The sequence below is a fragment of the Amycolatopsis regifaucium genome (assembly GCF_001613935.1).
GTDB classification, from domain to species: domain Bacteria; phylum Actinomycetota; class Actinomycetes; order Mycobacteriales; family Pseudonocardiaceae; genus Amycolatopsis; species Amycolatopsis regifaucium.
Window position 1 is genome coordinate 108,804 of the sequence record NZ_LQCI01000007.1, and the last position, 26,721, is coordinate 135,524.

Sequence of the window (26,721 nt, forward strand, 5' to 3'; positions counted from 1 at the left end):
TAGACGGTGAAACATGGAACAGAGCCTTTGAACTATGTCGAGTCTCATTCGGAGACGCTTGACTAGGGGCATGACAGAGACGAAGAACAACGAGACGGTCCTGGTCCTCGGAGCGACGGGCAAGACCGGACGCCGGGTGGCGCGGCGCTTGACCGACCGGGGAATCCAGGTCCGCAAGGCGTCGCGGCCGGGCTTCGACTGGGACGACCGCTCGACCTGGGCCGCGGCGGTCACCGGAGTAAGCGCGGCCTATGTGACCTACTACCCCGACCTTGCCTTCCCCGGCGCGGCCGAAGCGATCCGCGACTTCTCGAAACTGGCCGTGGAACACGGTGTGCGGCGGCTGGTCCTGTTGTCCGGCCGCGGCGAGGAGGAAGCCGTGCTCAGCGAACAGGGGGTGCGGGACTCCGGTGCCGAGTGGACGGTCGTGCGGCCCAGCTGGTTCGCGCAGAACTTCAGCGAGCACTTCCTGCTGGAGCCGGTGCTCGCCGGCGAAATCGTGTTGCCCGCCGGGCAGGTGACCGAGCCTTTCATCGACGTCGAAGACATCGTCGACGTCGTGGTGGCGGCGCTCACCACCGACGGGCACCACGGCCGGGTGTACGAGCTGACCGGACCGCGGTTGCTGAGTTTCACGGACGTGGCGGCGGAAATCGGCGAGGCTGTCGGGCGGGATGTCCGGTACGTTCCGGTGTCCGCGGCGGAGTTCGCGGCGGGCGCGGCCGATCAGGGGGTGCCGCAGGAGGATATCGAGGGCCTGACCGACCTCTTCACGCGAATCCTCGACGGCCGGAACGCATCGCTCACCGGCGACGTCGAGAAGGTGCTGGGCAGGCCCGCGAGGGACTTCTCCGAGTACGCCGCGAAGGCCGCGGCCACCGGGGTCTGGAATCGATGAAACGAACGGGAAACGGAAGGGAGGCGACAGGAATGTCGACGCTGGGCCAAATCGTCCTGATCGCGGCCGTCATCGCGGCGGGGTTGATCGCGGGCTTGTTCTACGCCTACACCTGCTCGGTCATGCCGGGGCTGGCGCGGGCCGACGCGCGGACGTATGTGACCGGCATGCGGGAGATCAACATCGCGATCCTCAACGGTTGGTTCGCGCTGAGCTTCGGCGGCGCGCCACTGCTCGCCGCAGTGGCGGCGGCACTGCACTTCCGGTCCGAGCTGCGGTCCGCGCTGCCGTGGCTGATCGCGGGTTTCGTCCTGCTCCTGGTGATGCTGATCGTGACCATGGCGCTCAACGTGCCGCTGAACAACGCGCTCGAAGTGGGCTTCGACGGCGACAACACCGACTTCGAGGCGTTGCGGGCGAAGTTCGAGGGTGTCTGGGAACGGTGGAACCTGGTCCGGACCCTGGCCGCGATCGGCGGCTTCGGCGCTCTGGTGGGTGGGCTGATCGTGCACGCCCGCGGCTGAGCCCGCTGCTCCTCCGGACTCAGTCCGACCAGCTGACCAAGCCCACGTAGCCGAAGCCCTGGTGGCCGCAGCCGGTCCAGGTGACGAGGTAGCCCTGCGCGCGTTTCTGCTGGGCGAGCTGGGATCCTGCCGCGTTGCACTCGGCGAGGGTGGACCCGGTGACGGTCTGCTGGTAGTACGCGGGCACTGCCTGCGCGGGCGCGGTGACAGTGGTCGACAGGACGATGAAGGCCGTAGCGGTGAGCAGTTTCTTCAGCACCGGATCAGCCAAGCACAGCGTCCGCCGCCGCTCTGCGGGTAATTTCCGCAGAGTCGAGCGGGCCTCCGGATGGGGCCGCACCTGAGAACGAAGAGTGAAATCCGGCAAAACGGGTAAATCCCGGTATGACTGAGGGTCGAGTGGCGGTGTTCGCGCCGTCTCCACAGCTGACGGTGACGGTGGAAGAGCTGGACGGGGCGCCCGACGTCCACGTGCACGCGGGCGGGCAGGGGGTATGGCAGTCGCGGATGATCGAGGCGCTCGGCGCGCGGGCGGTGTTGTGCTGCGCGCTCGGCGGGGAGACCGGACAGGTGCTGAAACACTTGATCGGTGTCGATGCCGAGGTCCGCGAAGTCGCGGCACGCAACGGCGCCTACGTGCACGATCGGCGTGACGGCCGTCGTGACGAGATGGTGCGGATGCCCGCGGACGCGTTGACCCGGCACGAACTCGACGATCTGTACGAGTTGACCCTTGTCCAGGGGCTGCGCGCGGACGTCGCCATCCTCAGCGGGCCGGACGAGGACGACGTGCCGGTGCCGCATTCGATGTACGAGCGGCTCGCCAGGGATCTGGGCACGCAGGGCACGCCGGTCGTGGTGGATCTGTCCGGTGAACGGCTCGCCAAGGCGCTCGCGGGCGATCCGGTGGTGATCAAGGTCAGTCACGAGGAAATGGTCGAGGACGGGCTGGCCAAGTCGGATTCGCTGCCCGATCTCGTCGACGGTTGTCGTGAACTGGCGTCGGGCGGCGCCCGCGCGGTCGTCGTGTCCCGCGCGGCCGAAGAGACGCTCGCTTACCTCGAAGGACGCCTGGTCCTGGTGGAGTCGCCCGACCTGACCCCGGTCGACACTCGCGGCGGCGGGGACTCGATGACCGCGGGGCTCGCGGTCGGTCTCGCGCAAGGCCGGTCGCTGGAGGACGCGGTGAAGCTCGGGGCCGCGGCAGGCGCGATCAATGTGACACGACACGGTCTCGGTTCGGGTAGCGACGGCGCCGTGCGGGAACTCACCGGACGAGTACGGCTGAAATCCTGGGAGGCTTCCTGATGCGTGCCCTGATCACCAACGACGACGGTATCGATTCCCCAGGCCTGGCGGCGCTGGCTCGGGGAGCCGTGGACCACGGCTGGGCCGTGGTGGTCGCCGCGCCCGCGGCGGAGGCCAGCGGAACCAGCGCGGGCCTGACCGGCGCCGGGAAAGCGGGGCAGGTCACGGTCGAACGGCGGGAACTGCCCGGCCTCCCCGATGTCCCGGCCTTCGCCGTCGCCGCGCATCCCGGGCTGATCGCCTTGGCCGCCGCGCAGGGAACGTTCGGCGAGCCACCTGAGATCGTGCTGTCCGGGGTGAACCACGGGGCGAACGTCGGGCGCGCGATCCTGCACTCCGGCACGGTCGGCGCGGCGCTGACCGCCTCGATCAACGGGGCCAGGGCCCTCGCGGTGTCCCTCGACGTGGGATTGGAACCCGGGCCGCGACCCCACTGGGACACCGCCGTCGCCGTCGCCGCGACCCTGTTCGACAGGCTCACGGAACTGCCCGCCGGCACGGTCCTGAACCTCAACGTCCCCGATCGTGCCGAGGCGGGACCGCCGAAGCGCACCGGGCTGGCCGAATTCGGCGCGGTGCGCAGTCACGTCCAGAACGGTGAGGACGGCGCGTTCACCGTCGCCGCCGTCACGGTGGAGGGCGAGTTGTCGCCGGGCAGCGACGCGCGTCTGCTGAGTGAAGGCCACGCGACGGTGACCGCGCTGAACTCGGTCAGCGAAGACCCCGACCTGGCCTGGTGATCACCCGCATGTCTTCTGACGACACGGAAAACGTGTCCGCCGCGGCCCTCGCCGAGCTGACCCCGGAACAGCGAAAAGCGCGGCTGGGCCTGGCACTGCTGCCTCTGGTGCAGAAACACCAGCCCATCCTCGCCGTGCACGTCACGAAAAAGCTCTTGGAACTGGACGACGACGAAGTGCTCGCCTTGCTCGAGAACGATTCGCGCCTCGAGCGGAAGATCGACGAAGCGACGACCGAACTCGCGCACCGGCAGGTGGAGTGAAACGCCGCCGTCGGCTCGGTCACTTGATGGGCGTGGTCTGAACCGAAGCGATCAACCACTTCTCGTCCTGGTGGGCGAGCACGAACGTGACGGCGCCCTTGTCGGGCAGGGGAGCGTTCGCCTCGGCCCGTTCGTCGGAGACGTGCTTGGTCGCGGTGACGACGGCGACGTCCGGCTGGACCAGCCACGCGTCCTGGATCTCGATTCTGGTCCGCACCTGAGCCAGCTGGGAGGCCATCGCCTGGTGGTAGGCGGCACGGACCGTCTCGCGGCCGTGCAGCCTGCGGCCGGCGATGTTGACCAGATTGACGTTCTCGGTGAGCAGGGCGGCGAAACCGTCCGGATCGTCCTGCAGCCGGTCACTGTCCAGTACGACCTGCTTGATGTCCTTCATGAGAACGTCCCTTCGTAACGGAGTGTTTCGCTCCGGTAGCGTATGACCGGAGCGTTTTGCTCCGCAAGGCGCTATGATCCAGGTCATGCCCAGGCATGCGGAAGCCGAACGCAACGACCGGGCGCTGCTCGAAGCGGCGCGCGAAGTCCTGGCCGTCGACGGCGCGCACACGTCTGTCGCGTCGATCGCGGCACGTGCGGGCGTCGGTATCGGCAGCCTGTACCGCCGATACCGGTCGAAGACCGAGCTGTTCCAGCACCTGGTGGACATCGCGCTCGACCAATGGACCGAGATCGCCGAACAAGGGCTGGCCGACGACGACCCCTGGGACGGGCTCGTGCACTACGTCACCAGCGCGGTCGGCATCGGCTCGCTGGCGCCGTTGGCCGGGATGGTCACCATCACCGACGAGATGGCCGAGAAGAACGCCCGATCCGACAAGGCTTTCGCCGCGCTGATCGCCAAAGCGCACGACGCGGGCGTGCTGCGCGCGGACGTCACCGCGATCGACGTCCTGCTGCTCGTCGAACAGCTCGGCAAATCGCCGCTGATCGAGCAACTTCAGCGCCAGGGCCGGGAAGACCTGCTGGAAGCGGCTCGCGACGCCCGGCAGCGGGTCATCGCCATCGCCTTGGCCGGACTACGCCCGAGCGACCACCCACTGCCGGGAGCGCCACCCGGCATGGACCTGTTCAGCGAACGCTGGACTTAGGCGAGCGCGCGGGCGATCGGGACGAGTGCCCGGAAATGACCGTTGCCGCCGGCGAAGGTGAACAGGACACGCACGCGGCCGACTCTATCGGCGGGGCCGACGGCCTTCCCGGCGTTGCCCCGCTTCCCGTACCGGTGGGCAGCGCTACCCTGCTTCGGTGATCGAAACGGACGCCGACGAGGTCCGGCTGTGCGCGCTGGAAGGCTGCGAGAATCCTTTGCCACCGCCCGCGGTGGACGCCGAGGGGAAACGCAAGGGCGGTCGGCCTTCCGCCTACTGCGGTAAGGCCCACGCCGACGCCGCGTCGCGGGCCCGGCGGGCCGCCGCGGTGGCGAGTGTGGCCGATCCACTGCTCGAGGTCCGCCGGATCGCCGACGAGTTCACCCCGGCGGCCGCCTCGCTCGTGGAACTGCTGGACGCGATGCGCTCGCGGTTCGACGACGCCGCCACGGCGGCACTGGGCCGGGTCACCGAAGCCGAGAACGAGGCGGCCACAGCCCGGCGCGAAGCCGAAGACGCCCAGCAGGCCGCGACGAAGGCCGATGCGGCACGCGCGACGGCGCTGGCGTCCTCCCGCGACGACAAGATGGCCAAGGCGAAGGCGGAACACACCGCCGAACAGGCCTTGAAGGACGCGGAGGAGACCCGGCAGCGTTCGTGGGCCGAGGTCGCGGCGCACGAACGGGCCCGTGGTGCCGCGGAAGCCGCGACCGTTGCCGCGGAACGCGCCCGCGACGCGCTGGTCTCCGATCTCCGGACGCTGCGCGAGGACTTCGCGGCCGTGCGAGCGGAAAAGACCCGGCTGACGGCGGAACTGGGTGAGCGCGACACCGCGCTGGCGCGGGCGGTGGCTGAACTCGAAGCCTTGCTGGACCGGCTCGACGAGGCGAGGGCCCGCGTCACGGTGTCCGAAAAGGACTGTGCTGCGGCACGGGCGGAATCCGCCACGTTACGAGGAGATCTGGACCGCGTCCGCGCCGAGTTGGCGCGGGAGCACACCACCCGCAGCCTCGCCGAAGCCAGGGCGATGGCGCTCGCCGAAGAACTGGAACGCGCGCAGGCCCGCGCGGCCGCCGATCAGGCGCGATACGACGACGTCGTCCGGCAACTGGCCGAACTCGCCCGTCCACCCGCTGTCGAGGACAAGCCCGCGGATCCGGATCCATCAGCGCGGGACGCCGACACGAGCGTGTCGTAGTAAAGAGGGGGACGCCAGGTGTGGCGTGGTTCTGAACTGGGCGCCGCCATGTCCCGGCGCGAACCCTCGAAGTACATGATGGCCCCCTTCCTTGCGCCTAGCGCAAGGAAGGGGGCCATCATGTACCACGCGCCACCGGTGTGACTGGTGGCGCCGCTGACCGCGAGATCTTCGGCCGAAGATCGTTACACCGGCGGGAATTCGGCTCCCTAGGCGTCAGAGTCGCCGCTCAGCAGTTGCTCGACTCCGTCCAGGATCCGCGCCAGCCCGAACCGGAAGGTGTGCAGCGGCGCGCTCGCCGAACCGTGTGCCTCCCCGGCAGCCTGACCGACGCGGGCCGCGAGCGGGAAGAGACCCGCGTCGGCCTCCGGGATCTCCGCGAGCACCGGAGCGCTGGCCGTCCACCACTCCAGGTCCGTCATCCCTGAACGCCGCACGAGACTCGCCGATTCGACCGAACCCCGCGCGATGCCCTGGACGAAGCCGTTGACCATCGCGACGACGGCGTCCATCTCCAGATCGGTGAGCCCGATCGCGTCGAGGGCGCTCAGTTCGCGTTCGTGCTTGGCGAAGGTGTGCGGGCCGAGGGGGAGCCGGCTGGTGGTGAGCTGCAGCATCCACGGATGCCGGTGGTACATCTCCCAGGCGTCCTCGGCGAGGATAGTCATCGTGACCCGCCAGTCGTGGCTCGGCGGCGGATCGGTCAGCTCGCCGTGCACCCGGTCCATCATCAGGTCGAGCAGTTCGGCGCGGCTGGGGATGTAGGTGTAGAGAGACATAGGGGAGACGCCGAGCCGTTCCGCGCCCCGCCGGACCGACAGCGCCGCGATCCCCTCGGTGTCGGCGAGTTCGATCGCGGCGGTGACGATCTCCTCGACGGTCAGCTTCGGTTTGGGGCCGCGCCGGGGTTTGTCGCGCACGCCCCAGAGCAGTTCGATGGTCCGTCGTGGATCGCCCGTGCCGGTGTGGTCCGCGTACGTCATCCCTGTTCTCTCTACGGTGTACAGAGTTTGTGTTATCCTGAACTGTACACCGTACAGAGATTGGGGTTGAGTGACGTCTCGCGACGGTTTCGACAGTGTCGTGTTCGAACCGAAAAATCCCCCTCGGACCAGCGGATTCGTCTTCTGGAACGCAGCCGGGGGCATACCGGGGGCCGAGGAGGTGACGGTCGCTCTTCCCGAACTCAAGACGGTGCCCTGCGTGCGGCTCCCGATGGCCGAGGCGCTCCCCGCCCTCCTGCGGTCGGGTGGGAGTGACGACGCCTCCGCGCGTTTCTGGAGCACCGCGGCGGTGGCGGCGCTGAAGCTCGCCGAGGCGGGCCGCCTGCTCCCCGGTATCACCGAGTTCGATGTGGACGCCTGGCGCGCGGGCCCGCTGGAACCCGCCGACGCCGCGTGGTTGCGGACGCTGTCGGAGGCGATGCCGCCGAGGGCACGGGCGATCCCGGAGGAGGGAAACCTGCTACCGGCGAGGTACCCGCTGCTGCGCGCGTTCCTGGACGCCGTGGCCGACACCCTTCCCCGGACCGCCGCGGCCGCGCAGGCGACCGGCGTCAAGGCCTTCGCCGCCCCGCCGTCGCACCGTGTCCCACAGCTGCGGGACTGGGCGGCCGAGGTCGCGGCCGGACTCGATTCCGGGGTCCGGGTCTCGGTGCGGATCGAGGCGCCCGGCGACGACTTCGCGGACGGCCGCTTCACCGGCGTGGTCCAGGTGCACAGCCTCGCCGACCCCGGCGTCCTGACCGATGCCGCCGCCTTGTGGGCCGGTGACGACCGCTTCGGCCCGAGGGCCCGCATCGACGTGATGCTGGCCCTGCGCCGCGCGGCCCAGGTGTGGCCGCCACTCGAACCGCTGCTCAGCGCGGCGGTCCCGGACGAGATCGGGCTCGGCGACGCCGACATCACCGAACTCCTCACCACCGGCGCACCCCTGCTGGCCACCGCGGGGATCGACGTCCACTGGCCCGCCGGTCTCGCCCGCGATCTGAGTGCGAAGGCCGTCGTCGGTGGCGGTGACGCACCACCGGACGACCTTCCGTCCTTCTTCGCCGGCGGGAAACTGCTGGAATTCGACTGGCAGCTCGCGCTCGGCGGCACCCCGCTCACCGCGGCCGAGATGGACGCGCTCGCCGAGGCGCACCGTCCCGTTGTGCGACTGCGGGACCAGTGGGTCCTCGTGGACCCGGCGCTGGCGGCGAAAGCACGGGATCGCGCCCTCAAACCGCTCACCCCGATCGACGCGCTCGGCGTCGCCTTGAGCGGAACCGCCGAGATCGACGGCGAACGCGTCGACGTCCTCACCGACGGCTGGCTCACCGCCCTGCGGGAACGGCTGCTCGCGCCGCCCGAACCGCAGGCACCGCCACGGGGACTGGCCGCGACCCTGCGCGACTACCAGATGCGCGGCCTGCAATGGCTCACCGCCATGACCTCGATCGGGCTCGGCGGTTGCCTCGCCGACGACATGGGCCTCGGCAAGACGGTCACCCTGATCTCCCTGCATCTGCATCGCGCACAGGGGCCGACCCTGGTCGTCTGCCCCGCCTCCCTGCTGGGCAACTGGGAACGCGAAATCACCCGGTTCGCCCCCGGCGTCCCGGTACGGCGTTTCCACGGCACCGAGCGGTCACTCGAAGGCCTCGGCGACGGCTTCGTGCTCACCACCTACGGGACACTGCGCGTCGACCCGGAACCACTGGGAAGTGTCCACTGGGGACTGCTGGTCGCCGACGAGGCCCAGCACGTGAAGAACCACCGCTCCGGCACGGCGAAGGCGTTGAGGACGCTGACGTCGTCGGCGCGGGTGGCGTTGACGGGAACGCCAGTGGAGAACAATCTCTCCGAGCTGTGGGCGATCCTCGACTGGACCACTCCCGGCCTCCTCGGCACCATGGCCGACTTCCGCCGGGTGTGGGCGAAACCGGTCGAGTCCGGAAAGGACCCCGACGCCGCGGAACGGCTGTCCCGGCTGGTCCGCCCCTTCCTGTTGCGGCGTCGCAAATCCGATCCGGGGATCGCGCCGGAACTGCCCGCCAAGACCGAAACCGACCGGCCGGTGACGCTCACCGCCGAGCAGGCGGCGCTGTACGAGGCGACGGTGCGCGAACTGATGGCCGAGATCGCCGTCAGCGAGGGCATCGCGCGCCGCGGCCGGATCGTCAAGCTGCTCACCGGCCTCAAACAGATCTGCAACCATCCCGCGCAGTACCTCAAGGAACCGTCCGACGCGGTGCTGGACGGCCGGTCCGGCAAGCTCGAACTGCTCGACGAACTCCTCGGCACGATCCTCGCCGAGGACGGCGCGGTGCTGGTGTTCACCCAGTACGTCGCGATGGCGCGGCTGCTGGAACGCCATCTCGCCCAACGGGGGATCGGCACGCAGCTGCTGCACGGCGGCACGCCGGTGCCCAGACGCGAGGACCTCGTGCGCCGGTTCCAGGCCGGCGAGGTGCCGGTGTTCCTGTTGTCGCTCAAGGCCGCGGGCACGGGGCTCAACCTGACCCGCGCCGATCACGTCGTGCACTACGACCGCTGGTGGAATCCGGCGGTGGAGGACCAGGCGACCGACCGGGCCTACCGGATCGGGCAGACGCGTCCGGTGCAGGTGCACCGGCTCATCGCCGAAGGCACCGTCGAGGACCGCATCGCGGCGATGTTGCGGGAGAAACGCGCGCTGGCCGACGCGGTGCTCGCCGGCGGCGAGGCCGCCCTGACCGAATTGACCGACGCGGAACTGGCCGATCTGGTCGAGTTGAGGAGTCGCCGATGAGTACGCCCGACGATCGCGTCCGCGGGTTTCCCGCCTTCGGGCGACAGGGTGGCCACGGCCAGTTCGCCCGCTCGTGGTGGGGCCGCGCGTGGATCAGCGCGATGGAAGACACCGCACTGGACCTGCGGCAGCTCAAACAGGGCCGCAAGTACGCCGCGGCGGGCCGGGTCGGCCCGATCACGGTCAGCCCCGGCCGTATCGCCGCGGTGGTCGACGACCAGGAAGGCCAGTACCGCACCGAGGTCCGGCTCGCGGAACTGACCGACGACGACTGGGACCGGTTCCTCGACCGGGTCGCCTCCCGGGCCGGGCACCTCGCCGCGCTGCTGGACCGGGACATGCCGCACGATCTCGTCGAGGCCGCCGACGACGCCGGGGTGCACCTGCTGCCCGGGATCGGCGACCTCGACCCGGACTGTGACTGCCCCGGCTGGGAGCTGCCGTGCCGTCACGCCGCTGCGCTGTCGTTCCAGGTCTCGTGGCTGCTCGACGCCGATCCCTTCGTGCTGTTGCTGATGCGCGGCAAGGGAGAGCGGGAACTCCTCGACGAGTTGCAGCGGCGCAACGCACCGCGGTTCGTGCGCACCGGCGACGACGGCACCACACCGGAGCGTGCCTACGCCGAGGAACCGGGTCCGTTGCCCGACCTCGCCGAATTCGCTCCGACGCCGGGCCCGACCGTGCCCGGCGCCCCCGGTATCCCGGCGGAGGCCTTCACCCTCCTGGTCGCCAACGCCGGCCAGGTGGCCGGTGCGCTGCTCACGGCACAGCCGAAGCTCACCCGCAAACAGGACGCCGTCCGCCTCGCCGCCTGTCATCCGGAGACGGCCGAGCGGCTGCGTCCGGCCGGGAGCGGTGAGGACTTCGATCGGGCGGTGCTCGCGTGGCGGCACGGTGGCCGGGCCGGTCTCGAAGTCCTGGAGACCGCGTGGACACCGCCGTCGCAGACCATGGGCCGGGCGAAGGCGGCCTTCACCGAGGTGGTGGACGAACCCGGCCAGGGCCTGGAGGTCGAACGCAACCGCTGCGCCGTCCGCGGCACGGGCGTGCAGATCCGGCTGGGCAAGGACGGACTCTGGTACCCATACCGGGATCAGTGGCCGGCCGGTCCGCCCGAGACCGATCCCGGCGTGCTGTTCGCCGCGTTGCTCGGCTGATCCCACTGACGTCCTCGCCGCAGCTCGTGCAGGTGCGGCGAGGACAGGTGGAGCACCCGGTACCGGACCTCGTCCGACTCCGGCGCCTGATCACGCCACAGGCTGTAGCGCACCACCTGCCAGGTATGGGGATCGACGTCCAGCGCGCCCGAGTGCGCGCCGTCCTGCCGGAGATGCTCGCGAAGCCCGTCGAGAGCATCACCCAGGAACGCCACCGGGTCGGTCTCGGCGGGGATGCGCGTGACGTGCTTTCCCGCGGCGCCCGGAGGAGTGCCGAACGCGGGCCCTTCCTCGAAGCCGAGGACGGTCCAGTGCCGCACCGCGGGACGTCCGAAGGATTCGACGATGCCGCTGAACGGACCGCCGAACAAGAACGCGTTCATCCCGGCCTCGTCGTACCAGAGGTAGAAGGGGGAGTACTGGTTCAAGGTCGATCCGTCGACGCCGCGCTCGCGGATCCCGTACACCTTCAGTCCCAGGCCGGCGAAGTCGTCGAACAGATGCCCGCGCGTGGCGACGCGTTCGCGGATGACGCCCATGTCGTAGTCGGCGGGCAGGGTGATCTCGTACTGCATCGCATGCATACCGTACATACTAGTAGGTACAGAACGCGGGCAGGGAACTCCGCTTCGATCCCCGCCGGTGGGAACTTCACCGCCTCCGGCGAAGTACGTTATTTCTTGCTGAGCCGCACGATTCCTTCAGCGTCGTGGACCGCGACCACCACGATCACCTGCCGGTTGATCTGGTGGACCATCCCCGCCGGACCGGACACCGCCTCGCCCATTCCGCCGGAGGCGGGGGCGAGGCCCACCTTCCCCGCCTGGACCGAGACCGAAAGCGGCCCCGCGCCGCCGTCGTTGGGAATCTGGTCGCCGGTCTTGACCAGGACCTCGCACTTCCCGTCGGCGCAGGCTTTCAGATTCCGGCCGTCCGCCGCGACGAACGGCGCGCCGGACGGGGCCGCGGCGTCCATCATCGGCATGTTCTCCGCGGACGGCCTCGAACTCGCCGCGGAGATGATCGGAGTCGGCTCGGGGGTCGCGCAACCGGAGGCGAGCAACACCACGGGGACCAGGAACAGGCATCTTCGGCGATCGACCATGACCGACGAACGTAGCCGACGCACGAGCGTCTGGATGCACCCGAATTCCGCAATCCCGCGGCTGTTTGCAGTGCTCTGCGGCGGTCCGACCGGCGGAATGGGCCGGACCGCCGCACCACGTGGTCATGCGTGCACCGAGAGTCCGGAAAGGCTCGGCGAGTAGTGAAGGCCTCCTTCCTGCCTTCAGCGTAGGCAAGGAGGCCTTCACGGACCTCTGAGGTCGTGATCGAGGGATGCCTCAGACCTCGGCGCGGGCGATGATCGCGCGGGTGTCCACACCGGACGGAAGCGTCCCGAACGCGACTCCCCAGTCGCCACCCAGCCGCGACGCGCAGAACGCGTCGGCCACCGCGGGCGCACCGTGGCGCACCAGCAACGAGGCCTGCAGCACCAACGCCATCGACTCGACCAGTCGCCGCGACCGGTACTCGATGTCCGACAGATCGGACAACTCCTTGCGTAGCCTGCCCACCGCGTCGTCCAGTCGCGCGTCCGCACCGGCGGCCTGCTCGACCTCGGTGAAGTACGCCGCCACCGACTCCGGCTGCTTGGCCATCGCCCGCAACGCGTCCAGCGCCGCGACGTTGCCCGAACCCTCCCAGATCGACATCAGCGGAGCCTCACGGTAGAGCCGCGGCATCCCCGACTCCTCGACGTACCCGTTCCCGCCGAGGCATTCCAGCGCCTCCACCGCGTGCGACGGACCGCGTTTGCACACCCAGTACTTCGTCACCGCGAGCCCCAGCCGCCGGAACGCCTGCTCCCGCTCGTCGCCCGGCCGGTCGGTGGCCGCCGCCAGCCGCATTCCGACCGTCGTCGCCGCCTCCGACTCCACGACGAGGTCCGCCAGCACGTTGCCCATCAGCGGCTGATCCACCAGGTCCGCCCCGAACGCCTGGCGATGCCGCGCGTGGTGGACGGCCCGCACGGCGCCGTACCGCATCCCCGAAGCACTCCCGACCGCGCAGTCCAGCCGGGTGTTGTTCACCATCTCGATGATGGTGCGCACCCCGCGGCCCTCCTCGCCGATCAGCCAGCCGATCGCGTCGTCGTACTCGATCTCCGACGACGCGTTGGACCGGTTGCCCAGCTTGTCCTTCAGCCGCTGCAACCGGATCCCGTTGCGCGAGCCGTCGGGCAGGACACGGGGGAGGAGGAAACACGACAGCCCACCCGGCGCCTGAGCCAGCGTCAGGAACATGTCCGACATCGGCGCCGAGGTGAACCACTTGTGCCCGACGATCACATAGCTGCCGTCACCGACCGGCCGCGCCGTGGTCGTGTTCGCCCGGACATCCGAACCGCCCTGCTTCTCCGTCATCGACATTCCGGCGATCAGCCCGCGTTTCGTGCTCGGCTCGCGCAGCCCGAAGTCGTACTCCGTCGAGGCCAGCAACGGCTCGTACCGCTCGGCCAGCTCCGGATTGAATCGCAACGCCGGCACCGCCGCGTAGGTCATCGAAATCGGGCACGTGTGCCCGGCATCGACCTGCCCCCAGACGTACATCTTCGCCGCCCGCGCCGCGTGCGCGCCCGGCCGGGAATCCCGCCACGGCGCCGCGTGCAGCCCGTGGGACACCGCGACATCCATCAGCTCGTGCCAATACGGATGGAACTCGACCTCGTCGATCCGGTTCCCGACCCGGTCATGCGTCCGCAGCACCGGCTCGTTCTCGTTGACGAGCCTGCCCCACTCCTGCGCCTGCTCACTTCCGGCCAGCCTGCCCAGAGCGTGCACCTCGGCCACCGCCCAGCCCGCGTCCGCCCGCTCCAACCCCTCCAGCAGCGCCGGATCCGCGGCGACGTCGTACTCCGCCAGCGGCGGTACCTGGTTGACGACCTCATGAGTGACCGGCATCGGAACCTCCCAAAGAACGCAGGACGAAAGTGCGCAGCCCGGACACGTCGTCCGCACCGCCGGTGGTCAACGGGCCGATCAGCACCTCGGCAGCCGCGCCGACGAGCGCCGCGGCGGTGACCTCGGCGTCCTGTGCGGGCAACACCCCGGAACGGACGCCGTCGGACACGTGATGGGCCACCACATCGCGGAACGCGCGCCGGAACACCAGCCGCTCGGCTTCGATCGGCGCGTCGACAGGCTCGGCCAGCAGCGCGTAGGCCATCCGCGGCGTCTTCAGCGCGCGGCGCGCGAAGGTGTCGAAGACCGCCACGATCCGCTCCTGCGGCGTGCCAGGTCGCTCCGACACCGCGCGCACCGCCTCGACCTCACGCGTCACGACCTTACGGAACAGCTCCACCACCAGCGCGGCCTTGGTGGGGAAGTGGCGGTACACGCTCCCGACCGCCACCCCCGCCCGCTCCGCGACCGCCGACACCGAACACCCCGCGTATCCGCGCTCGGCCAGCTGCTCCATGGCGGCGGCGAGGAGAGCGTCGCGCTGGGCGTCCAGACGCTCCTGGACCTTCGGTGTACGGCGATACGGCACTCAAGAAGTGAAGCACTGATTCACATCTTCAGTCAATGGACCCTTGCCAGCTCCTCGACCGCCTTGGCGATGCCCTTCCTGTCGTAAGCGCTGGTGGGCATCGTCGCCGCGTGCACATGACGCACCACCCCGTCCCGGTCGATCAGCACGCTGCCCGACTGCTGCAGCATCTTCTTCGACAACCCGAAAGTCTCATGCGGCGTGCCACTCCGACCGGTGACCACCCGCAGCGGCAACCCGCGCTTCGTCCGCCACGCCTTCGCCTCCGCCCGCCCCTCCGGGACGGCGATCAACACCCGCACGTCGGCGGCCGCGAACTCGGCGGCACGCGCCGCGAGATCCTTCACATGGCTGTTGCAGACCGGGCAAGTGGTCGAACGCATGAAGTAGAGCAGCACGTTGTCCTTGCCGCGGAACTCCGACAGCCGGACAACCCGCCCGGTGGTGTCTTCCAGTACGACGTCGGGTGCCACGGAACCGGTTTCGAACATGAAAACTCCTCAACAGAATCAGGAAGCGGGGTTGTCGAGAAAGGCACGGACCGCCGCCCGCGCCCGGTGCAGCCGGGACTTCATCGCCGCCATGCTCAGACCGAGCGCGTCAGCGACCGCCCGGCCCGTATAGCCCTGGATGTCACGCATGATCAAGACGCGACGCTGATCGGCAGGCAATTCCGCGATCGCCGCTGCCACCCGCAGCGCTTCCAGCCGATTCAACGCGTCGTCCTCCGCCGAGACCATCGCCACGGAACCCGCCAGATCGTCACCACGCAACGCCCGACGCGCCCGCCGGAGACATTCGTTGCGCACGATCCGGAACATCCACGACGCCAGCGCACCGGTGGCCCGCAGAGAACCGATCTTGCGATACAGGATGATCAGCGCCTCCTGCGCCGAATCCTCCGCATCCTCTGGCGAAGCACACAACGACCGCGCGAACCGCTGCACATGCGGATGGGAACCCGAGACCAAGGCGGCGATGGCGGACGCGTCCCCGCCCTGCGCCGCCACGATCAACGACTCCCTCGGCCACTCGGCCTCCACGACAATCTCCTCCCACGCCGAGCTTGTCCCGGCCCTTAAAAGAGGCAGCACTCACACCAAAGGATTCAGCCCACGTCCGAGAGCCCCACGTGACCCCGCTCACCCCCGGCGCGGGCCTCACCGACAAACCCGATGCCCCCACCGCACGCCGATGGCATGATCGCCGCCATGACCTGGACCGCCCCCGAGGTGACCCGCCCGTCCGGCGACACCTCCGCCGCCGAGCACATCCTCCTGCCCAGCCTCCTGGCCTGGCACCGCAGCACCTTCCTCCAGAAAGTCGCCGGTCTCACCGGAGAGCAACTCGCCACGGCGTCGGTCCCACCCTCGAACCTCACCCTCCTCGGCCTCATCCGCCACCTGGCCAAGGTCGAACGCATCTGGTTCCGCCTGCGCTACGCCGCACAAGACATCGAACCCCTCTACGACCCCGCCCTCGGCAAAGACCACGACTTCGAAGTCCTCGACGCCACCAAAGCCGAAGCCGCCTACAACACCCTCCTCGAGGAAATCCGCCTCGCCGACGAAGCCGCCGCCCACGGCTCCCTCGACGACACCTTCGACCTCGGCGGCAACCCCTTCTCGCTGCGCATGATCTACGTCCACATGATCGGCGAATACGCCCGGCACAACGGCCACGCCGACCTCCTCCGCGAACGCGTCGACAGCCACACAGGAGCCTGACCGACCATGACATACGGATTCGTAGGAGCAGGCGAGATCACCGCCGCCATCGTCGAAGGCCTCAGCAAGGACATCACCGACCCGCCCACGATCTATCTCTCACCCCGCGGCCGCAGCGTCGGACAGGAACTCTCGGCCCGCTTCGCGAACGTCCACGTCTGCGACAGCAACCAAGCCGTGGTCGACAACGCCACCACCGTCATCCTCGGCGTCCGTCCATCGATCGGCCGGGAAGTCCTCACCGAACTCACCTTCCGGCCCGAACACATCCTCATCAGCGCCCTCGCCGGCGTCCCCCTCAGCCAACTGCGCGAATGGGCCGCACCCGCCACCGAAGTCGTCCGGAGCATCCCGCTGCCCCCCGCCTCCCGTCGCCAAAGCCTCACCGCCATGTACCCCGACAACGCCGAAGCTCGCGCACTCTTCGACAGCGTCGGCGGCAGCGTCGTCCCCGGCAAAGAGGAAGACCTCGACATCTTCAGCGCCGCGACCGCCACCTTCGCCGCCCACCTCGACTACCTCGGCACCATCGCCGCCTGGATGACCGACCAAGGCGTCGACGACACCGTCGCGACCACCTTCACCAGCCACATCTTCGGCCAGCTCGGCCAAGCCCTGCTCCACCACGACGGCTCACTCGAAACCCTCACCGGCAAGCACATGACCCCCGGCGGGCTCAACGAACAACTCCTCACCGACCTGCGCACAGACCGCGTCCCCGACACCGTCCGGCGCGCACTCGACGGAATCCTCACCAGGCTGCGCGACGAATGACGATCATCGCCAGACTCCGCGCGGCAGGCTGTGTCTTCGCCGAAGACGAAGCACACCTCCTTACCGCCGAAGCCCGCACACCCGCCGAACTCGACGCCATGGTCCAACGCCGCATCGACGGCGAACCACTCGAAGTCATCCTCGGCTGGGCCGAGTTCCACGGACTCCGCATCGTCGTCGAACCCGGCGTCTTCGTGCCACGACGCCGATCCGAACTCCTCGTCCGCCACGCCCTCACCCTCGCCCGACCAGGAGCGGTCGTCCTCGACCTCTGCTGCGGCACCGGAGCACTCGGCGCGGCCATCGCCGCCGAACTCGGCGAAATCCGGCTCTACGCCGCCGACATAGAACCCGCCGCCGTCCGCTGCGCCCGAGCCAACGTCGCCGACGCCGGGGGAGAGGTCTTCGAAGGCGACCTCTACGCACCCCTTCCAGCGTCACTGCGAGGCCGCGTCGACCTCCTCGTCGTCAACGCCCCCTACGTCCCGACCGACGCCATCGCGATGATGCCGCCCGAAGCCCGCGACCACGAACCCCGCGTCGCCCTCGACGGCGGACAAGACGGCGTCGACGTCCACCGCCGCGTCGCCGCCGAAGCTCCACAATGGCTCGCACCCGACGGGCACCTGCTGATCGAAACCGGGGAGAGCCAAGCCGCGAGCACCGCGGAAGCCATGGCGCGCAACGGTTTGACTCCCGAAGTGAGCACCGACGACGAGCTGTACGCGACGATTGTTGTCGGTGCCAGGGGATAGGGTGCCCGCCGTGACCGACTACCTCGACAGCACCCGCACCGCCTACGACACGGTCGCGGCCGACTACGCCGAACTCCTCCGCGACCACCTCGCCGGGTCCACCTGGGACCGCGCCATGCTCGGCGCGTACGCCGAACTCGTACAGGCCGCGGGCAAAGGCCGCGTCGCCGAAATCGGCTGCGGACCGGGCCGCATCACCGAGTACCTGCACAGCCTCGGACTGGACATCTACGGCGTCGACCTCTCGCCGGAGATGCTCGCCGTCGCCCGGAAGTGGTACCCGCACCTGGAGTTCCAGCCAGGGGAGATGCCCGGTTTGTCCATTGAGGACGGTGCACTCACCGGCGTCGTCGCGTGGTACTCGATCATCCACACCCCACGAGAGCGGCTGCCGGAGATCTTCACCGACTTCCACCGGATCCTCGCCTCAGGCGGTCACCTGTTGCTCGCCTTCCAGGTCGGCGACGAAGTGCGCCACATCGAACACGCCTACGGGCACGACATCTCGTGCGACGCCTACCGCCTCCCGCCGGAGAAGATCGCCGCACAACTGGGGGAGGCGGGGTTCACCGTGATCTCCAAGCTCGTCCGCGAGCCATCCGAGGAGTTCGAGAGCACCCCGCAGGCATACCTGATCGCCCGCAAGCCGTAGCTCAGGGACGCCGGGCCTCGACCAGCCAGGCCGCCGAGTCGTAGTACACGCCTCGGTCGGTCTGGTGTTCGGCGAGATCGGCCCGCAGCGTCTCGACAGCCTTCGCCCGCGCGGCCTCGTCCAGATCACGCAACCGCCCCCCGTGCTGCTCGACGATGAACTCGGCCGCGTCATCGACGTCCTGACCGAAGTACATCGGCCGATGCACGGCCGTCGACCGGACACCGGTGTACCCGGCGGAGGTCAGCAATTCCTCGGTCGCGGCAGGATCACTCAACGCGAGATCCGCGGACGGCACCTCACGACCGGCGGCGAAGATCGTCCTGAACGTCGTGATCCACTCATTGAGCCGAAACGGCTGCCACGTCAGCAACACGAGACGTCCACCAGGCCGGGTAACCCGGGCGAGATTGGTGAACGCGGCCAGGGGAGTACCGAAGAACATCGAGCCGTGCCTGCTGATCACCACGTCGAAGCCCGCCTCGGGAAACGGATGGACCTGGGCGTCCGCCTGCTCGAACGAGACGTTCGGGACCCGTTCCTGCTCAGCGAGACGACGAGCGAGGCCGAGCATCCCGGTGGAAAGGTCCACGCCGCGCGCCGAACCTTCCGTGGCCTGCCGCGCCGCGTCCCGGGTCGTCTCGCCGGCGCCGCAACCGACGTCAAGGACCTTGTCGGAAGGTTCGATGGCGGCCGCGGAGAAGAAGATCTCGCGGTACGCGGCGACACCGTCGTTGAATCGCTGCGCGCGCTTCGCCCAAAGCGCGCCGTCGTCGCCGTCCCAGGCCTTCAACATCCGCTCATTGGACGGATCGACGCGCACAGCAGTGGTCTCGGACATTCTCGGTAACCCCCAGGTTCGATCTCTGGGAGAGCGTAGCGCAGGCTGTCCTGACGCTTACTGGTAAAGCTGCGTATCTCAACTCGTACTAATCAGCTGTTTGGTCATGCTGGCTGAGGTCTAGTTCTGACTACTGATCCTTGAGACCTTGCTGTCATACTCAGGCCGTGTCCGAGTACTGCTGGCCTGAAGATGGCGAACGTCTCGCGGAGCGGGCTCGTGAGGCGTGGACGGCAACGATCGAGGCGTTGCCTCTCGGGACGTCGGTCACGGGCGAGGTGGTCGGGCGGCAGCCGTTCGGTGTGTTCGTGCGGATCGATGGTGTGCCGGACGCGGTCGGCTTGGCTGAGGTAACGGCGATGCCGAGCGACGCGTCACTGCCAGCTGTCGGAGACACGCTCGTCGGCGAAGTCATGGGGTATGCAGACCATAATCATCAGGTCAGGATCCGACTCGTCGGTTAACGCGAACCCTAACGGCTCTCGTCTTGCATCAGTCAGTTGCGCTGGCAGCCCGGTCAGCCGCGTACCGGGTCCAGGGTTGCGCGGCGAGTGCTGCATGTTTGTGGGCGATTTGGTGGCTGTAGCCGAGCATCTCTGCGATAAGGGGCGGCGGCACCTGGGTAACGAGAGTCCGGATGGCCGTGGTGCGGGCGCCGAGCAGATCGATGCCAAGGTCGCGGATGCGGGTCATCAGCGTGTTCGGGTGGAGGTGCTGACCCGGTCGATAGCCTGGAAACATGAGATCGCTAGTGGTTCCTGCCGTAGTGCGGAGATTCGGGCGGCTGGCGAGATGTTGCCGGAGAAGCTGATCGAACGGTGCTGGGACCGGGACGGGTTCCGAGCTGAGTGCCAAGCGAAGCTCGTCCGGGGTAACGACCACATCGGTGGTCCGGAGTGCCGCGATCTTGACCAGCGGCTGCGCGTAGAGCAACAGAAGAACGGCAGCGACTCGATAGGGCAGCGACTCGCTGGTACCGGTGAGAAGTTCCCGTAGCCACTCAAGGCGTTGCTCCTGAGTGAGGGTGCGGACGGTCTTCGCCTGGCGGTGTCCTATGGAGACGCTCTGGTTGATTCTGGCTTTTCTTGCCCAGACGAGGAAGGTTCGGACCAGGTGCCTGGTCGTCGGGCCGGTTCCTAGCCACTCGTCGACGTCCTGCTGGTTGCAGTCCTGAACGCTCCGGTTGTGAGTGTCTTTGAGCCAAGTCAGGAACTTGATCGCTTCGGTAACGTCCTGTTTGGAGGCATGGACGGGGCCGCGGGTGTCCTTTCCGGCAGCCGAGAGTTTTCGGATGCGGGGGAGGTGATGCCATCTCGCGAACTGTTCGACTGGCTGGCGCACCGCCTTCTCGGTGATCAGATCGAGTTTCGCTGCAAGCCATGCCTCGAAATGAGCTAAACGTTCATCCCGACTGGGCAGCAGCCCATGATGTTCGAGGACGCGGCGCAGGTGGTTAACACGCGGCCCGCCGTCTTCCGCGTCGAATGCCTCGTGATTGAGAGGCAGGGCTCCGGTCGCCAGTCGACACAACAGGTCCTGGACCTGCGCGGGCCGTTTCCAGACGAAGATGCTTTCCGGCCGATCGACGCTGCAGAGCGCGTCGACGAGCTTCTCCATAGCCGTGGGGTCTGCAGCGTCTTTCAGCAGAAGGGTTGTCAGGTCGTCGCGTAGCGCGCATCGAGCGCAGATCCCCAGACGGTAGAACTCGCCTTCACTTTCGCAGACGCGACAATGGAAGTCGTCTGAGATGCCAGCACAGGCAACACAAACAGGTTGATCGTCATTGTCAACTCGGCCGGGTAGCAGTCGGTCAACTCCGCAACCGGGACAGGCTCCGAAGGTGCGCATGGCTTCGTAGAAGCAAGGACCACAGATTCGCCCCTCAGGCCAGTTCGCTCGGTGCTTGCCCGCTTGGCGCTGGCATCGAGCACAGGTGAACCGCCCTGTTGTTCGAGGCCGGCCTCTTGTTGTCGACCGGGGGTTGATCTCAATCGTCATCGGCTATCACGCGTGCCCTTTTCGGCCTGACCGCCTTGTTCAGCTCGACGACGTTCGGAGCCGAGCCAGTCTTGCGACGCCGTGCATCCGCTGCGGTGACGGTAACCAGGTCCTCAACACCGCACGAGAAGATGTCGCAGATGGCAGCAACCATCTGCAGAGAGACCCGTTCAGGACGTTGGTTGACCAACCTGTAGACCTGCGGACGAGACAGTTCGATCCCGCGCTCGCTCAGTAACGGGATCAGCTCGGTGCTGTTGTGCAGGCCATGTCGGGCCATCAGCTCGGCGAGCCGCCATGTGTAGTCGACCTGCCGTTTCATCCCGCCTCTCCTTCATCCGGGGTCAGCGCGTCCGCGATCGTGGCATCCAACGCGTTCCGCAAGGTGCGAGTGCGGAAGTCACTGGATACGCAGGTGTAAATGGCTGTCGTGCTGGCATGTTCGTGACCCATCTGATGCTGCACGAACATCGGATCCCAGCCGTCTTCGAGCAGGTGCGTGGCGTACGACCTCCGCAGCGAATGCAGGTCGAGCCCAGGGGAGAGGCCGAGATCGTCACAGTATCGGCGGAACCTTCGTAGCAAGGTCGCCTCGGTCACCAACGTGCCGCGTTCACTGGGAAACAGGTCGAGCCCGTCGTCGAGATGTGGCTGGCCATGACACAGCCAGTCTGCGACGACCTCCGGTGTCCAGTCGAAGACCGTCAATACGCTGCGCCGCTTCGGTGGCGAACCACGCTTCGCCTTGCCGTAACGGACATGCACAAGGCCGTAGCGGCCGAACTCCTTGGCGTGTGGGTTGGCGCCAAAATCAACCGTCTGCAGGTGGCGCAGCTCGTTGAACCTGAGCCCGTAGGAGTAGGCGGTCTTGAACATCACTGAGTCCCGATAGGCCGGCAGGTAGCCCTTCCGGCCGCTGGCCGCGATCACAGCGACCTGATCGTCAGCGTGATCGAAGAACGTTTGGAGCTCTCGCTTAGTGAAGGCTCGCTTGGTCGGACCAGACTCGTTGTGCTGGACGTGCGCAGCGGAGTTCCAGTCGAAGAAGACTTGTGCAGGATGAGTGCCGAACCGCTGCTCGCATACCCGGTCCCAACCGTAGTCAGGGTTGCTGACGTACGAGCAGAACAGGCGGAGCGCGACTTGATACCCGCGGACCGTCGACTGCTTGGCGTGGTGCAGCGAGCGTAGGTCGCCAAAGAACTCTTCGGCCATCGCTGGTGTCCAGGTCCAGGGGAACTCGTTGGTGAACTCGAGGAACCGCTGCACAAACCGGATCCTCTGATCGATCGTTGAGATCTGAAGGTTTCGGCTCAGCTGCTGGTTCCGCCAGCCCGTCAGCATCTCATCGATCGTGTGCTGCTCAGGGTGCAGCAGTGGGACCGAGTCGACCAACCGCACTCGACCGCTCTTGTCGACAGCCAACCAACCCTCCGAGGACGAGACCGAACACGGTTCATCTGATGAATCAATGATTCATCAGATGAGACAATAGGGCAACGTTGCTGCTGACGGGCTCGCCGGGTGGAAGTAGGCAGGCGCTGGCTGACTGCCTGTGCCACGACATCGACGATGACGCGAACGCGCGACAGGCCATATTGCCTGCTGAGAGCAGGTAGCACCGCCGGCCAAGGCGGTGTGCCGCGGCGCGCGAGGCGAGGGGTGGGTGATTCATCTGATGCAATACGCAGAACTTTACTTGACATAATGTACATTATCGGCACTTGAGCAGGCCTGGATAACGCTGGTCGAGAGGGGCTTTCCGGCGTCAACCGAAGGGGTCTTCCATCGTGGCGTCATGCACCGCGCCGGTGACACCTCTTGTTGCCTCTGGCGCGATGGCGGCTCCTTCGAGCCTCCGGCAGGTCACGGACCTGAGGCTCGAGAGGGAACGTGGCTCCCCGAGGACTCGGATCCGATGAGCAATCACCTGTCCTAAAAACGTCACTGTGACGAATTGAGCGGGATCTCCGAGGCTCCGAAGTCGGGAAAGTACAAGTTCGCGAGCTGTCCCGAGGAACCCCGACGCTCGACTCGGCCGGTCCGTCCAGCCCTGGCGCTCAACGGTGCTCGCCGCCGCCCACGTGTCACGAGTGGTCCTCTGGAGTACGAAAACGTGTCATAGGGCCGCCCATGAGTCCCGGGAAGATGGCGAGCGCGCCAGGATCCCCCGCAAGGGGTTTCCGGACCCGTCACTCCGTTTCATGCATAATCACTATTATGCATGAAACGGAATATAACCCAGTGTAAGACTGTCGGTGCCATGCGGTACAAGATCCCCATGAGGGTTTCCGAGGCACAGCAAGCCTTTTTCGCCGCACGTCGTCCCCGTAAGGACTCTCCTCACACCACCGACGCCTACCGCCGCGATCTCGCCGGCATCACCGCACTCCTGCTCCGCGAGCTGGACCGCTCCCCTGACGAACTCACCGTCGAGATGCTCACCGCTCAGGCCCTCCGGAACGCCTTCGGTGCCTTCGCGGACACCCACGCGAAAAGCTCGGTCCTGCGCGCGTGGTCGACCTGGAACCAGTTCCTCACCTTCTGCGTGTCCGACGGGCTGTTGGCAGGCAACCCGATGGGTGCGGTCGCCCGGCCGAAGGCGCCGCCGTTGACGCCGAAACCGTTGCGGGGCGAGGAAACTCCGGAGCAATTGCTCGCGGCCGCGGCGGATGGGTCGCGTCGGACGCGGGATCCGTGGCCGGAGCGGGACGTCCTGGTGATCGCGCTCGGTCTGGTCGCCGGGCTGCGGGCGGCGGAGATGCGAGCGCTGACGGCGCGGTCGCTGGTCGGGCGTCAGGGTGAGATGCGCTTGCACGTCCATGGCAAGGGAAGCCGGGATCGATCGATCCCGGTGCAGCCGGTCATGGAGAAGATCATCGAGGAGTACCTGGCCTCGTGCCGTCGGCGCTTCCCACAGCAGCGGTTCGGGCCCTCCACTCCCCTCCTCCGGGATCGCGCGGGTGAACCGATCGGCCGCGGCGCGCTGGAATACCTGGTGAAATCCTGCTACCGATGGGCGGGGCTGCACGACCGCGTGCCGGTCGGGGCGAACCTGCACGCGTTGCGGCACACGTTCGCGACGCGGCTGGCGGAGGACGGGGCGACCGCGTCGGAGATCATGGCGCTGCTGGGGCACGCGAGCCTGGCCACCAGTCAGAACTACATCGAGGCGACGGGGCGGGAGCAGCGGGCGGCGGCCGCGAGCAACCGGACCTATCGAGCGCTGGACGGGATCCTGTAAGTCAGCGGAGCTGTTCGAGGTCCTTCGCGGCTTGGGCGATTTCGTCGGCCAAGCCGCGAAGTTCGGCCGGCGAGGCTCCGTCGTCGGCCGCGGTGACCACGTCTTCGGCGGCGCAGCGGAGTTGGAAGAGCCGGTCCTGCAGGGCGGCGATCTCGGTGTCGGAGAGGACGACGGCGTCTTCGGGGAGACCACTGCGCTGGAGGGCGGTACGGCGTTCGTAGGCGCGCTGGCGGCAGGATTGCCCACAGTAACGGCGGCGCCTGCCGACGTTGCCGCCCTGTTCGAGCCGTCGGCCGCACCATCCGCAGTGTTTGGGTGCCCCCGCTCGGCGGAGTTCGGACACCTCTTCGGCGGACGTCTTCGGCTGCTCGGCCACTTCCCTCACGGTTGTGACCCTAGCTGGCCATCGGACGATCATGCCGGGGCCACGACCGAAGTGCACACTAGTGGGGTGCCGACACCGTTTCCGTATCTCGCCGACCCCCTCCCGCGTGCGTTCGCCCATCGGGGCTGGCACCTCGATGACCTAGAGGGATTGGAGAACTCGCTGCCGGCTTTCCGGCAGGCGGTGGCGGAGGGTTATCGCTACCTCGAGACCGACGTCCACGCGACGTCGGACGGCGTGGTCGTCGTGCATCACGACGAGTCCCTGGATCGGACGACCGACGGCGCGGGGTTGATCTCCCGGCAGACGTGGGCGCAGCTGCGGGACGTCAAGGTCGGTGGCCGTGCGCCGCTGTCACGGCTGGAGGACGTGCTGGAGGAGTTGCCGGAGGCGCGGTTCAACATCGATGTGAAGTCGAATCAGGCCGTGGTGCCCTTCGTGCGGACGATCGAGCGGACCGGGGCGCATGATCGGGTGGCCGCGGCGTCGTTCTCCGACGCGCGGCTGGCGCGGATCCGGAAGCTGGCCGGTCCGAAGCTGGTGACGGCGATGGGGCCGCGTTCGGTGGCGGTGATGTGGGCGAACGGCTTCTTGCCGCTGGTGTCGCTGCGGGCGTTGGCGCGGGGTGCGATGGCGCAGGTGCCGGTGCGGCAGGGGCGGTTGAAGGTGGTGGACCGGGCGTTTCTGCGGCAGGCGACGCGGGTGGGTTTCGAGGTGCACACGTGGACGGTGGACGATCCGGCGGAGATGCGGCTGCTGTTGGATCTGGGGGTGCACGGCATCGTGACGGATCGGCCGGATCTGCTGCGGGAGGTGCTCCGGGAGCGGGGCGCTTGGCCGGATCCCGAGCCCCGCGTTTAGTCCTCTGGATGCGGTGGTTGCGTGGGCAAGGAGCGCGTTTAGAGGACTGAACGCGGGTCGAGGGGTCAGCGGGGTGGTTTGCCGTTCCAGGCGGCGTCCCAGGTTTTGGGGCCGAGGCGGCCTGAGTCCTTGATGCCGTTGGCTCGCTGGAGGGCGAGGACGGCTTCGCGGGTTTTGTCGTAGTAGCAGCCTGTGCCGGTGAAGCCGTAGCCGTAGGCGTTCATCCTCAGCTGGAATTGCTTGAGCGGGGCGGCGCAGTCGCCGTAGGCGTAGACGACGCCGGGCCAGGCGGGTTTGGGTCCGCCGGGCGGGGCCGGCGTCGGCTTCGGTTTGGGCGGGGGCGGCGGGGCGGGCTGTCCTCCCCCGCCCATGTAGGCGGAGTCCTCGTAGGACGGAACGCGTTTGCTGCGGGCGTCGCCGTCGTTGCGGAAGCCGAGCTTGCCGGCGCATTCCCAGGGTTGCCAGCCGCGCATGCGGTAGAGGTAGAGGGCCCGGTAGTCCTGTTCGCGGGGAGTGGCCTGGTCGGGCCTCCCCTGGCCGCCGACGCTGCGCCAGGTGGGGAGGTCGAACTGGTAGGCGCCGTAGTAGCCGTTGCCGGTGTTGATGTTGTAGCGGCCGCTCGATTCGCACATGCGGAGCTTGGCCCAGTGGGAGCCGTGAGGGTCGGCGGCGGCGGATCCGGTGGTGGCGATCTGCAGTCCCGTGACGGCTAGAGCGAGCAGAAGCGTTCTCGCCACTACGCGGTGTGCGGTGCGAAGCCGGTGGGTCCTCATGAGCGGAACAGTAAATACCGGACACTTGCTTCACAAGAGTCACAGCTTGCTCACCAGCCTCACATGAAACACACGCGGTTCATGGCAGCGACACGCCGACGATGGTCGCGAGGGCGGTCCGGGCGAAGGGGTCCGACGTCAAAACGAACACGGTCCGGACTCGGGCCGGACACTGGGGCGTGATCACCAGTAGT

31 protein-coding genes are annotated in these 26,721 nt (G+C 68.0%); 16 read left to right on the forward strand and 15 right to left on the reverse strand.

The window, feature by feature from the left end; genetic code table 11:
• Positions 1-70: 70 nt before the first annotated feature.
• Positions 71-898 carry a Rossmann-fold NAD(P)-binding domain-containing protein gene (locus tag AVL48_RS09200; RefSeq protein WP_061988049.1) on the forward strand — a complete coding sequence of 276 codons (828 nt, stop codon included), beginning with the start codon at positions 71-73 and terminating at the stop codon, positions 896-898.
• 32 nt (positions 899-930) lie between these two features.
• Complete coding sequence (locus tag AVL48_RS09205; RefSeq protein WP_061988047.1) at positions 931-1,422, forward strand: anthrone oxygenase family protein; 492 nt, start codon at positions 931-933, stop codon at positions 1,420-1,422.
• A 19-nt stretch (positions 1,423-1,441) separates the two neighbouring features.
• On the opposite strand, the gene AVL48_RS09210 is transcribed toward AVL48_RS09205, so the two are convergent.
• Positions 1,442-1,681 carry a hypothetical protein gene (locus AVL48_RS09210; RefSeq protein ID WP_143104988.1) on the reverse strand — a complete coding sequence of 80 codons (240 nt, stop codon included), beginning with the start codon at positions 1,679-1,681 and terminating at the stop codon, positions 1,442-1,444.
• 125 nt (positions 1,682-1,806) lie between these two features.
• On the opposite strand from AVL48_RS09210, the gene AVL48_RS09215 reads away from it, so the two are divergent.
• The 3 genes from AVL48_RS09215 to AVL48_RS09225 are packed head-to-tail and all read left to right on the forward strand — an operon-like array spanning position 1,807 to position 3,733.
• A complete protein-coding gene (locus tag AVL48_RS09215) occupies positions 1,807-2,730 on the forward strand; it encodes a 1-phosphofructokinase family hexose kinase (RefSeq protein ID WP_061988043.1) in 924 nt (307 codons plus the stop codon).
• A complete protein-coding gene (surE, locus tag AVL48_RS09220) occupies positions 2,730-3,470 on the forward strand; it encodes a 5'/3'-nucleotidase SurE (RefSeq protein WP_061988041.1) in 741 nt (246 codons plus the stop codon). Before AVL48_RS09215 ends, surE begins: the two co-directional genes overlap by 1 nt.
• 8 nt (positions 3,471-3,478) lie before the next feature.
• The gene (locus AVL48_RS09225) at positions 3,479-3,733 is read left to right on the forward strand and encodes a hypothetical protein (protein WP_143104989.1); all 255 of its coding nucleotides are present in this window, start codon (positions 3,479-3,481) and stop codon (positions 3,731-3,733) included.
• A gap of 19 nt (positions 3,734-3,752) precedes the next feature.
• Here AVL48_RS09225 and AVL48_RS09230 read toward each other — a convergent pair whose 3' ends face one another.
• Complete coding sequence (locus AVL48_RS09230) at positions 3,753-4,127, reverse strand: YybH family protein (RefSeq protein ID WP_061988037.1); 375 nt, start codon at positions 4,125-4,127, stop codon at positions 3,753-3,755.
• Between the two features lie 85 nt (positions 4,128-4,212).
• On the opposite strand from AVL48_RS09230, the gene AVL48_RS09235 reads away from it, so the two are divergent.
• Together AVL48_RS09235 and AVL48_RS09240 are read left to right on the forward strand one after the other, a co-directional pair.
• Entirely contained in the window at positions 4,213-4,839 is a 627-nt protein-coding gene (locus AVL48_RS09235; protein ID WP_208616287.1) for a TetR/AcrR family transcriptional regulator, read from the forward strand.
• 157 nt (positions 4,840-4,996) lie between these two features.
• Positions 4,997-6,037: a coiled-coil domain-containing protein gene (locus AVL48_RS09240; protein WP_061988032.1), complete on the forward strand. Its 1,041-nt coding sequence runs from the start codon at positions 4,997-4,999 to the stop codon at positions 6,035-6,037.
• Between the two features lie 209 nt (positions 6,038-6,246).
• Here AVL48_RS09240 and AVL48_RS09245 read toward each other — a convergent pair whose 3' ends face one another.
• Positions 6,247-7,020: a TetR/AcrR family transcriptional regulator gene (locus AVL48_RS09245; protein WP_061988030.1), complete on the reverse strand. Its 774-nt coding sequence runs from the start codon at positions 7,018-7,020 to the stop codon at positions 6,247-6,249.
• A 70-nt stretch (positions 7,021-7,090) separates the two neighbouring features.
• Between AVL48_RS09245 and AVL48_RS09250 the strand changes: the two genes are divergently transcribed.
• Both AVL48_RS09250 and AVL48_RS09255 read left to right on the forward strand, forming a co-directional pair.
• Positions 7,091-9,808 (forward strand): DEAD/DEAH box helicase, encoded by a 2,718-nt coding sequence (locus AVL48_RS09250; protein WP_061988027.1) that lies wholly within the window; start codon positions 7,091-7,093, stop codon positions 9,806-9,808.
• Positions 9,805-10,965, forward strand: coding sequence for an SWIM zinc finger family protein (locus AVL48_RS09255; protein WP_061988026.1), 1,161 nt, complete (start codon positions 9,805-9,807; stop codon positions 10,963-10,965). Before AVL48_RS09250 ends, AVL48_RS09255 begins: the two co-directional genes overlap by 4 nt.
• Here the strand turns inward: AVL48_RS09255 and AVL48_RS09260 are convergent.
• From AVL48_RS09260 to AVL48_RS09285, 6 genes are all read right to left on the reverse strand, one after another.
• Positions 10,902-11,549: a DUF4865 family protein gene (locus AVL48_RS09260; RefSeq protein ID WP_061988127.1), complete on the reverse strand. Its 648-nt coding sequence runs from the start codon at positions 11,547-11,549 to the stop codon at positions 10,902-10,904. The two genes, AVL48_RS09255 and AVL48_RS09260, sit on opposite strands and share 64 nt — an antisense overlap.
• An 89-nt stretch (positions 11,550-11,638) precedes the next feature.
• Positions 11,639-12,070 carry a hypothetical protein gene (locus tag AVL48_RS09265; RefSeq protein ID WP_061988024.1) on the reverse strand — a complete coding sequence of 144 codons (432 nt, stop codon included), beginning with the start codon at positions 12,068-12,070 and terminating at the stop codon, positions 11,639-11,641.
• Between the two features lie 238 nt (positions 12,071-12,308).
• Positions 12,309-13,928 (reverse strand): acyl-CoA dehydrogenase family protein, encoded by a 1,620-nt coding sequence (locus AVL48_RS09270; RefSeq protein WP_061988022.1) that lies wholly within the window; start codon positions 13,926-13,928, stop codon positions 12,309-12,311.
• A complete protein-coding gene (locus AVL48_RS09275; RefSeq protein WP_061988020.1) occupies positions 13,912-14,517 on the reverse strand; it encodes a TetR/AcrR family transcriptional regulator in 606 nt (201 codons plus the stop codon). The genes AVL48_RS09270 and AVL48_RS09275 overlap by 17 nt, the downstream gene beginning before the upstream one ends.
• A gap of 32 nt (positions 14,518-14,549) precedes the next feature.
• Entirely contained in the window at positions 14,550-15,008 is a 459-nt protein-coding gene (locus AVL48_RS09280) for a peroxiredoxin family protein (protein WP_061988018.1), read from the reverse strand.
• Between the two features lie 18 nt (positions 15,009-15,026).
• Entirely contained in the window at positions 15,027-15,560 is a 534-nt protein-coding gene (locus AVL48_RS09285; RefSeq protein ID WP_061988016.1) for an RNA polymerase sigma factor, read from the reverse strand.
• A gap of 168 nt (positions 15,561-15,728) precedes the next feature.
• Between AVL48_RS09285 and AVL48_RS09290 the strand changes: the two genes are divergently transcribed.
• Genes AVL48_RS09290 through AVL48_RS09305 form a run of 4 tightly spaced genes read left to right on the forward strand, consistent with a single transcriptional unit; the run spans position 15,729 to position 18,425 of the window.
• Positions 15,729-16,244, forward strand: a complete 516-nt coding sequence (locus AVL48_RS09290; protein ID WP_061988126.1) for a DinB family protein — start codon at positions 15,729-15,731, stop codon at positions 16,242-16,244.
• A 6-nt stretch (positions 16,245-16,250) separates the two neighbouring features.
• On the forward strand, positions 16,251-17,018 hold the full coding sequence (locus AVL48_RS09295) for an NAD(P)-binding domain-containing protein (protein WP_061988015.1): 768 nt from the start codon (positions 16,251-16,253) through the stop codon (positions 17,016-17,018).
• Positions 17,015-17,773 carry a putative protein N(5)-glutamine methyltransferase gene (locus AVL48_RS09300; RefSeq protein WP_061988013.1) on the forward strand — a complete coding sequence of 253 codons (759 nt, stop codon included), beginning with the start codon at positions 17,015-17,017 and terminating at the stop codon, positions 17,771-17,773. The genes AVL48_RS09295 and AVL48_RS09300 overlap by 4 nt, the downstream gene beginning before the upstream one ends.
• A 10-nt stretch (positions 17,774-17,783) precedes the next feature.
• Positions 17,784-18,425, forward strand: coding sequence for a class I SAM-dependent DNA methyltransferase (locus AVL48_RS09305; protein WP_061988124.1), 642 nt, complete (start codon positions 17,784-17,786; stop codon positions 18,423-18,425).
• A 1-nt stretch (position 18,426) separates the two neighbouring features.
• On the opposite strand, the gene AVL48_RS09310 is transcribed toward AVL48_RS09305, so the two are convergent.
• Positions 18,427-19,266: a class I SAM-dependent methyltransferase gene (locus AVL48_RS09310; RefSeq protein WP_061988011.1), complete on the reverse strand. Its 840-nt coding sequence runs from the start codon at positions 19,264-19,266 to the stop codon at positions 18,427-18,429.
• Positions 19,267-19,433: 167 nt separating this feature from the next.
• Between AVL48_RS09310 and AVL48_RS39760 the strand changes: the two genes are divergently transcribed.
• Positions 19,434-19,730 (forward strand): S1 domain-containing protein, encoded by a 297-nt coding sequence (locus tag AVL48_RS39760; protein WP_061988009.1) that lies wholly within the window; start codon positions 19,434-19,436, stop codon positions 19,728-19,730.
• 28 nt (positions 19,731-19,758) lie between these two features.
• Here AVL48_RS39760 and AVL48_RS09320 read toward each other — a convergent pair whose 3' ends face one another.
• The 3 genes from AVL48_RS09320 to AVL48_RS09330 all read right to left on the reverse strand — a co-directional run bounded on the left by AVL48_RS09320 (position 19,759) and on the right by AVL48_RS09330 (position 22,689).
• Positions 19,759-20,883 (reverse strand): hypothetical protein, encoded by a 1,125-nt coding sequence (locus tag AVL48_RS09320; RefSeq protein ID WP_208616288.1) that lies wholly within the window; start codon positions 20,881-20,883, stop codon positions 19,759-19,761.
• Positions 20,884-21,253: 370 nt separating this feature from the next.
• Positions 21,254-21,586 (reverse strand): helix-turn-helix domain-containing protein, encoded by a 333-nt coding sequence (locus tag AVL48_RS09325; RefSeq protein ID WP_061988007.1) that lies wholly within the window; start codon positions 21,584-21,586, stop codon positions 21,254-21,256.
• The gene (locus AVL48_RS09330; RefSeq protein WP_061988005.1) at positions 21,583-22,689 is read right to left on the reverse strand and encodes a tyrosine-type recombinase/integrase; all 1,107 of its coding nucleotides are present in this window, start codon (positions 22,687-22,689) and stop codon (positions 21,583-21,585) included. Before AVL48_RS09330 ends, AVL48_RS09325 begins: the two co-directional genes overlap by 4 nt.
• A gap of 838 nt (positions 22,690-23,527) precedes the next feature.
• On the opposite strand from AVL48_RS09330, the gene AVL48_RS09335 reads away from it, so the two are divergent.
• Entirely contained in the window at positions 23,528-24,508 is a 981-nt protein-coding gene (locus AVL48_RS09335; protein WP_061988003.1) for a tyrosine-type recombinase/integrase, read from the forward strand.
• Between the two features lies 1 nt (position 24,509).
• On the opposite strand, the gene AVL48_RS09340 is transcribed toward AVL48_RS09335, so the two are convergent.
• Positions 24,510-24,893, reverse strand: coding sequence for a hypothetical protein (locus AVL48_RS09340; protein WP_061988001.1), 384 nt, complete (start codon positions 24,891-24,893; stop codon positions 24,510-24,512).
• Positions 24,894-24,959: 66 nt separating this feature from the next.
• Between AVL48_RS09340 and AVL48_RS09345 the strand changes: the two genes are divergently transcribed.
• Positions 24,960-25,754, forward strand: a complete 795-nt coding sequence (locus AVL48_RS09345) for a glycerophosphodiester phosphodiesterase family protein (protein ID WP_061987999.1) — start codon at positions 24,960-24,962, stop codon at positions 25,752-25,754.
• Between the two features lie 65 nt (positions 25,755-25,819).
• On the opposite strand, the gene AVL48_RS09350 is transcribed toward AVL48_RS09345, so the two are convergent.
• Positions 25,820-26,527: a transglycosylase family protein gene (locus AVL48_RS09350; RefSeq protein WP_143104991.1), complete on the reverse strand. Its 708-nt coding sequence runs from the start codon at positions 26,525-26,527 to the stop codon at positions 25,820-25,822.
• Positions 26,528-26,721: the final 194 nt, after the last annotated feature.